Raw genomic sequence first — 6,729 nt, 5'->3', positions numbered from 1 at the left:
CGGATTACGGATTACGGATTACGGATTACGGATTACGGATTACGGATTACGGATTACGGATTACGGATTACGGATTATTTTTCAACCATCTAATCGCAGTGTCAAACGTTTCTGTACTCTGTAATCAGTATTCCAAAGCAACAAACACCGGAGCTTGCGTTTAGCACTGAACTAACCACATACACGCCTAGAACCTAATACCTAGGAACCTTTCTTTTAACCAATAAAAAACCCAACTCGAAAGCTGGGTTTTTCAATTCGTAAAAGAGTCAGAAACCAATTATTTGATTTTTGCTTCTTTGTACATAACGTGCTGGCGTACAACTGGATCAAATTTCTTGATCTCAAATTTGCCTGGCATGTTACGCTTGTTCTTATCAGTTGTGTAGAAGTGGCCTGTACCTGCAGAAGATACTAGACGGATTTTCTCACGAACGCCTTTCTTTGCCATTGCTTATTTCCTCTTAAACGTTTTCGCCACGTGCACGCATGTCTGCAAGAACAGTATCAATACCTTTCTTGTCGATGATGCGCATACCTTTAGCAGATAGACGTAGTTTAACAAAACGTTTTTCGCTCTCTACCCAGAAACGATGAGTTTGTAGGTTCGGCAGAAAACGACGCTTAGTAGCATTTCGTGCGTGTGAACGGTTGTTACCCGTTACTGGACGCTTACCAGTTACTTGGCATACTCGTGACATGAATGTCTTCTCCAAAATCGTTTCAGCTCGATATCAACCTTGGTGGCCGAACCTCTCTATCTCTCAAAAAGAAGTTTAGAGGTTAAGAACCGCTATGGAAAATCCATACAAGGCTATCAAAGGTCGCGCATTATACTAACTTGACATGCATTGCTCAAGACCCGAACAGATCCTTTTTACAGGTTTTCGTGATCTTTTTTTAGACAGCAGGTTTTTTCTAGCAGTCCAAGCTGAATTCAGTTTAAAATTTAGTGGCGTGGATGATAGCAGATTTTTTGCAACTAACAACCTAAAAAACGCACAGTTATATCCATCCTCTTTCAGCAAAAGAGACACTTTCTCCATCGCCGATGACGAAATGGTCCAAAATGCGAATATCTACCAGTGCTAAAGCGTCGATTAAACGGCGAGTAATTCTTCTGTCAGACTGGCTCGGCTCCGCCACACCAGACGGATGATTGTGAGCAAGAATCAAGCCTGCCGCGTTATGATGCAAGGCTCGCTTCACCACTTCTCGCGGATAAACCGACGCCGCATCCAACGTTCCTTCGAATAAGATTTCATCTTTTATCACGCGGTGCTGATTATCGAGAAAAAGAATGTAAAAGGCCTCTCTTTGTCGATCTCTTAAAATGGAGGAGAGGTACAACTTTGTCTGTTCCGGGCTGGTCAAAGCATCACCACGCTTTAACGTTTCCGCTAAATAACGCTGAGTCATCTCAAGCACGGCTTGTAGTTGAACATATTTAGCTTGCCCTAGGCCTTTATGTTGGCAAAATTCTTTCTCAGACGCCGAGAACAGCTGCCTGAGCGACCCAAAATCCTGAATGAGGAAATCCGCCAACTCAATCACATTCATGCCTTGCGTGCCTGTACGCAGAAATATAGCGAGTAATTCAGCATCGGTTAACGCTTGTGGTCCTCTCTGGAGGAGCTTTTCCCGTGGCATAGACTCATTTGGTAAAGATTTGAGAATCATCGGCTGTCTCTTTATAGGTAAGAGCCCCTATTCCACAAAACAAAAAGCGAAAGTCGAGGGTGACTTTCGCTTTTTTAGTTTCGATCGAGTTTTCTATGTAATTTACTCGTTCATCAGAGTTTAAAATTACCAATCAAGTCTAGAATTTTTCGTTGGATTATTGGGGTATGACACTTCGAATTACGACGACATAATAGTGCCATAGCAAAGTCAGCAAACTAAATATACGCAGGCGGTAAGACTTTGAGTTGTGCTAAACTCGTCGCCAGAAAATTGGAGATCTCACATGCAAACACTAGCAGGAAAGAAAATTCTACTCGGCATCAGTGGCGGTATTGCCGCGTATAAATGTGCGGAGCTAACCCGTCGCTTAATAGAGAGGGGCGCACAAGTGCGCGTCGTAATGACCGAATCTGCCAAGGAGTTTATTACTCCTCTCACCATGCAAGCGGTTTCGGGCCATCCAGTTTCTGACAGCTTATTCGATCCCGCTGCAGAAGCGTCGATGGGGCACATAGAGTTGGCAAAGTGGGCCGACTTAGTCCTTCTGGCTCCAGCAACGGCAGATTTGATTGCTCGACTGTCGGCAGGGATGGGGAACGACTTAGTGACAACTCTAGTGTTAGCCACTGATTCACCAGTTGCGGTATCTCCGGCAATGAACCAACAGATGTATAGTAATGTGGCAACACAAGAGAACATCGCAACCTTGACTCGTCGTGGCATGCACATTTGGGGGCCAGGTGCTGGTGAACAAGCATGTGGTGATGTGGGTCCAGGCCGTATGTTAGAGCCAATGCAGCTGGTTCACCTGTGTGAACAGTTTTTTCAACCTAAAGTGCTTGAAGGCAAATCTGTATTAATCACAGCGGGTCCAACCCAAGAAGCCATCGATCCCGTGCGTTACATCAGCAACCACAGCTCTGGCAAAATGGGCTTTGCACTGGCGAATGCAGCAGCGCAACTAGGGGCTAAGGTGACTCTGGTAAGTGGCCCTGTAAGTTTAAGTACACCTGCTGGCGTTGAGCGCATTAACGTATCAAGCGCTCAAAACATGTTTGATGCTGTAATGGCGCATGCCACCAGCCATGATGCATTTATCAGCTGCGCTGCAGTGGCCGATTACCGACCTGAAGACATCGCGTCTCAAAAATTGAAAAAGACCGAAGACAACGACCAGATGGTCATCAAAATGGTCAAAAATCCTGATATTGTTGCGTCGGTTGCAGCAATGACAGACAAACGCCCATTTACCGTCGGCTTCGCCGCTGAAACTAACGATGTCGAAACTTATGCTCGCGGTAAGTTAGTGAAGAAAAACCTTAATATGATATGTGCGAATGACGTATCGGTTGAAGGGCAAGGCTTCAACAGCAATGACAACGCGATAACGCTTTTCTGGCCAGAAGGCGAACTCGTTCTCGCTTTAGAATCTAAAGAGGCACTGAGTTTTAAAATCCTCGAAAAAATGCACGCATTAATGTAACGAGTGCTCATTTTTTGATAGGAAACTGGCGAAAATTTAGTACAAACATGACAATTGAGGGTGTTGTAACTCCCAATACACCCTCAGTAGTCTAGTTTGATCCGACTTAGCGTCTTATAATCCCCTCCGCTCAACTTTGTATTTTGAAAGGAAATAACTAATGGCCGGCAGTAAAAAATCCAATCGTCGTGAAGAGATCTTGCAAGCGTTAGCAGAGATGCTTGAATCTACAGAAGGCGCTTCACGTATTACTACGGCAAAACTGGCGAAACAAGTTGGCGTTTCAGAAGCGGCGCTCTACCGCCATTTCCCAAGTAAAGCGCGCATGTTCGAAGGTTTGATCGAATTCATTGAAGAAGCATTGATGACTCGTATTAACCGTATTCTTGACGACGAAAAAGATACCTTAGAGCGCATCCGTATGGTTATGCACCTGATTCTGGTCTTTTCGGAGCGTAACCCGGGTCTGACACGCATTCTGTCAGGTCATGCTCTAATGTTTGAGAATGAACGCCTGCGTGAGCGCATCAATCAGCTATTCGAGCGAATTGAAACGCAACTGCGTCAGATCCTACGTGAACGTAAACTTCGTGAAGGGAAATCTTTCCCTGTAGAAGAACGCATTCTTGCGGCACAGATCCTAGGTCAGGTAGAAGGCAGTCTAAACCGCTTTGTTCGTAGTGACTTCAAATATCAACCTACTGCCAACTTTGATGAATATTGGGCATTGCTCAGCGCACAAATTAAGTAAAGATTATGAGTAAAGACAAGCACATGCAGCCAGAATTTTCTCTTTCCCTTCTTCACCCAAGTAACTGGGGCGTGTGGATAGGGTTTGGTCTGCTGGCGATCATCGTTAATATTCTTCCTTATCGCTTGCTTCTGTCGTTGGGCCAATCCGTGGGTAAGCTCGGCATGCGTTATGGTAAAAAACGAGTACACGTCGCAAAGCGTAACCTTGAGTTGGCTTTTCCGGACAAGTCTCAAGAAGACATCGATCGTATCGTTACCGAAAACTTCAAAAACACCGGCATGGCACTGATCGAAACCGGCATCACCTGGTTCTGGCCAACTTGGCGCTTCAAAACGCTTCTAGTGGAAAAAGATGTTGGTGCTCTGAAAGAAAAGGCGCAAGAAGGAAAAGGCGTCCTACTCTGCTGTGTGCATGCATTGAACCTGGAAATCACCGCACGTGCTTTTGCCGTGATGGGACTTGCAGGTTACGGAGCATTTCGTCCACACGATAATCCAGCTTATAACTTTATCCAGTACTGGGGCCGCACCCATAACGGCAACAAATTGATTGACCGTAAAGACGTGAAAAAGATGATTCGCGTCCTGCGTAGTGGTGAACGTCTGTTCTACCTACCTGACCACGATTACGGACGCAACAAATCGGTGTATGTGCCATTCTTCGCGGTAGAAGATGCCTGTACGACGACAGGTACGAGCATTCTGGCTTATACGTCGAAGTGTGCCATTGTTCCGGGTTCTGGTTTCCGCAATGATCAGGGCAAGTACGAAATCATTGCAGATAAATGCATTGAAGCCGATTACCCGCAAAAAGACGAAGTTGCTGCGGCTGCCTACATGAACAAGTACGTGGAAGAAGTCATCTTACGTGCTCCTGAACAATGGATGTGGCTGCATAAACGCTACAAAACCATGCAGGATGAAAGCGTGCCGAAAGGGGTTCGTTATAGATAACCCAAGATCCTAGGGGCTAGGATCCTAGGTTCTAGGTTCACTTGTTGAACGTTCGGTACTTTATTTGACGTTTGTGCTTGTTGTTCGGGATTACGGATTATTTTTTGCCACCCAATTCGATGTCAAACACTTCTGTACTCTGTAATCAGTATTCCAAAGCCACGAGTAACTATGCTTACGCTTCTAACCAAACTTACCGCAAGCACTTCTAGGACCTAGGATCCTATCAACCTAGGTCCTTCTTTTCATTAAATCCCGTATTCCGCGCGGTATGCTTTTACAGCATCTAGGTGCTCTGCTGCGTTACCTTTTTCTTCAAGGTAAGTCACTAGGTCACCCAAACTCACGATAGAGATAACCGCACAGCCGAAGTCGCGCTCAACTTCCTGAATCGCAGACAGCTCACCCTTGCCTTTTTCTTGACGGTCGATAGCCACCAACACGCCAGCCAAATCAGCACCATTCGCCTTGATGATTTCCATCGATTCACGGATTGCGGTACCTGCAGTAATCACGTCGTCAACCAGCATAATACGGCCTTCCAGAGCTGAACCTACCAGGTTGCCGCCCTCACCGTGGTCTTTCGCTTCTTTACGGTTAAAGCAATATGGCGTGTCGATATCGTGGTGATCAGCAAGTGCAACAGCCGTTGTCGTTGCGATTGGAATGCCTTTGTACGCAGGGCCAAATAATACGTCGAACTCGATACCCGAGTCTGCTAATGCAGCTGCGTAGAAACGACCAAGACGAGCAAGGTCGCGACCTGTATTGAAAAGACCAGCGTTAAAGAAGTAAGGGCTCTTACGGCCTGATTTCAAAGTAAACTCACCAAACTTAAGAACTTCTTTCTCAAGTGCAAACTCAATAAATTCACGCTGGTATGCTTTCATGGATTTCTCTCAATTTTCAGTGTGTGGATATAAATATTAAGGACCTAGGTTCTAGGTTCTAGGTTCTAGGTTCTAAAATAAGTAAAAAAATAGCTTCCTTTCTGGGGAAGCTATTTTTAAAAATTAATTTTCTAACGCCGCCTTCTGCGCCGTGACGATTTCGCTAATGCCGATTTTCGCCGACTCCAGTAGTGCCATCAGCTGCTCTTGACTGAACGGTTCACCTTCTGCGGTACCTTGAACCTCAATCATCTTGCCTTCTTCAGTCATGACAACATTCATGTCGGTATCAGCGGCTGAATCTTCAACATATTCTAAGTCACAAAGTACTTCATCACCTAACAAACCAACAGAAACCGCCGCTACGTGGCCTTTCATTGGGTTCGCTTTTAGTTTTCCGCTCTCAATCAGGTGCTGGAACGCATCTGCCATCGCAACGCTTGCGCCACTGATAGAAGCAGTTCTTGTGCCGCCATCCGCTTGAATCACGTCACAGTCAACGGTGATCATGAACTCACCCATCGCTTTTAGGTCGACAACAGCACGCAGGCTACGCGCGATCAGGCGTTGGATTTCCATCGTGCGGCCACCCTGCTTACCACTTGCCGCTTCGCGACGAGTACGAGAGTGTGTTGCACGTGGCAACATGCCGTATTCCGCAGTTACCCAGCCTTTACCCTGGCCTTTTAGCCAGCGTGGCACAGATTCTTCGACGGTCGCATTACACAACACTTTGGTATTACCGAACTCCACTAATACTGAGCCTTCAGCATAAGCGGTGTAGTTACGAGTAATTTTGATTGGGCGAACTTGGTCCGCCTTGCGATCGTTTGGACGCATGGGCATCTACCTTAAATATGAGGAGAAGACGATTTGGTTGGGCGAAGATTATAGCGGAATCGATTCCGGATTCCTAGGTCACAAGTCATGCAATCGATACACATTTCCCTAGTACATCGCGTTACA

Annotated in this window: 8 protein-coding genes; 3 read left to right on the top strand and 5 right to left on the bottom strand. The window is 46.0% G+C overall.

The annotated features are described in order from the left end of the window. Positions 1–280: 280 nt before the first annotated feature. The 3 genes from rpmG to radC form a co-directional block, all read right to left on the bottom strand. Positions 281–451 carry a 50S ribosomal protein L33 gene (gene rpmG, locus RXX31_RS18530; RefSeq protein ID WP_004410866.1) on the bottom strand — a complete coding sequence of 57 codons (171 nt, stop codon included), beginning with the start codon at positions 449–451 and terminating at the stop codon, positions 281–283. Between the two features lie 13 nt (positions 452–464). Next, a complete protein-coding gene (gene rpmB, locus RXX31_RS18525) occupies positions 465–701 on the bottom strand; it encodes a 50S ribosomal protein L28 (protein ID WP_005384783.1) in 237 nt (78 codons plus the stop codon). Positions 702–1,005: 304 nt separating this feature from the next. Further along, positions 1,006–1,680 carry a RadC family protein gene (gene radC, locus RXX31_RS18520; RefSeq protein ID WP_317591188.1) on the bottom strand — a complete coding sequence of 225 codons (675 nt, stop codon included), beginning with the start codon at positions 1,678–1,680 and terminating at the stop codon, positions 1,006–1,008. A 286-nt stretch (positions 1,681–1,966) separates the two neighbouring features. Here radC and coaBC point away from each other — a divergent pair, with 286 nt between their 5' ends. The 3 genes from coaBC to RXX31_RS18505 all read left to right on the top strand — a co-directional run bounded on the left by coaBC (position 1,967) and on the right by RXX31_RS18505 (position 4,873). Continuing rightward, positions 1,967–3,166, top strand: coding sequence for a bifunctional phosphopantothenoylcysteine decarboxylase/phosphopantothenate--cysteine ligase CoaBC (gene coaBC, locus RXX31_RS18515; protein WP_317591187.1), 1,200 nt, complete (start codon positions 1,967–1,969; stop codon positions 3,164–3,166). A gap of 160 nt (positions 3,167–3,326) precedes the next feature. After that, a complete protein-coding gene (gene slmA, locus RXX31_RS18510; protein WP_317591186.1) occupies positions 3,327–3,917 on the top strand; it encodes a nucleoid occlusion factor SlmA in 591 nt (196 codons plus the stop codon). 5 nt (positions 3,918–3,922) lie between these two features. Continuing rightward, a complete protein-coding gene (locus RXX31_RS18505) occupies positions 3,923–4,873 on the top strand; it encodes a Kdo(2)-lipid IV(A) acyltransferase (RefSeq protein ID WP_317591185.1) in 951 nt (316 codons plus the stop codon). Between the two features lie 248 nt (positions 4,874–5,121). Here the strand turns inward: RXX31_RS18505 and pyrE are convergent, their stop codons facing one another. Then, positions 5,122–5,763 (bottom strand): orotate phosphoribosyltransferase, encoded by a 642-nt coding sequence (gene pyrE / locus RXX31_RS18500; RefSeq protein ID WP_014230580.1) that lies wholly within the window; start codon positions 5,761–5,763, stop codon positions 5,122–5,124. Positions 5,764–5,886: 123 nt separating this feature from the next. Further along, positions 5,887–6,603, bottom strand: coding sequence for a ribonuclease PH (gene rph / locus RXX31_RS18495; RefSeq protein ID WP_317591184.1), 717 nt, complete (start codon positions 6,601–6,603; stop codon positions 5,887–5,889). Positions 6,604–6,729: the final 126 nt, after the last annotated feature.

Source organism: Vibrio sp. EA2 (assembly GCF_033042495.1).
Lineage (GTDB): Bacteria > Pseudomonadota > Gammaproteobacteria > Enterobacterales > Vibrionaceae > Vibrio.
The sequence above is the reverse complement of the archived record's forward strand: the minus strand, read 5'-3'. Positions and strand labels throughout refer to the sequence as shown.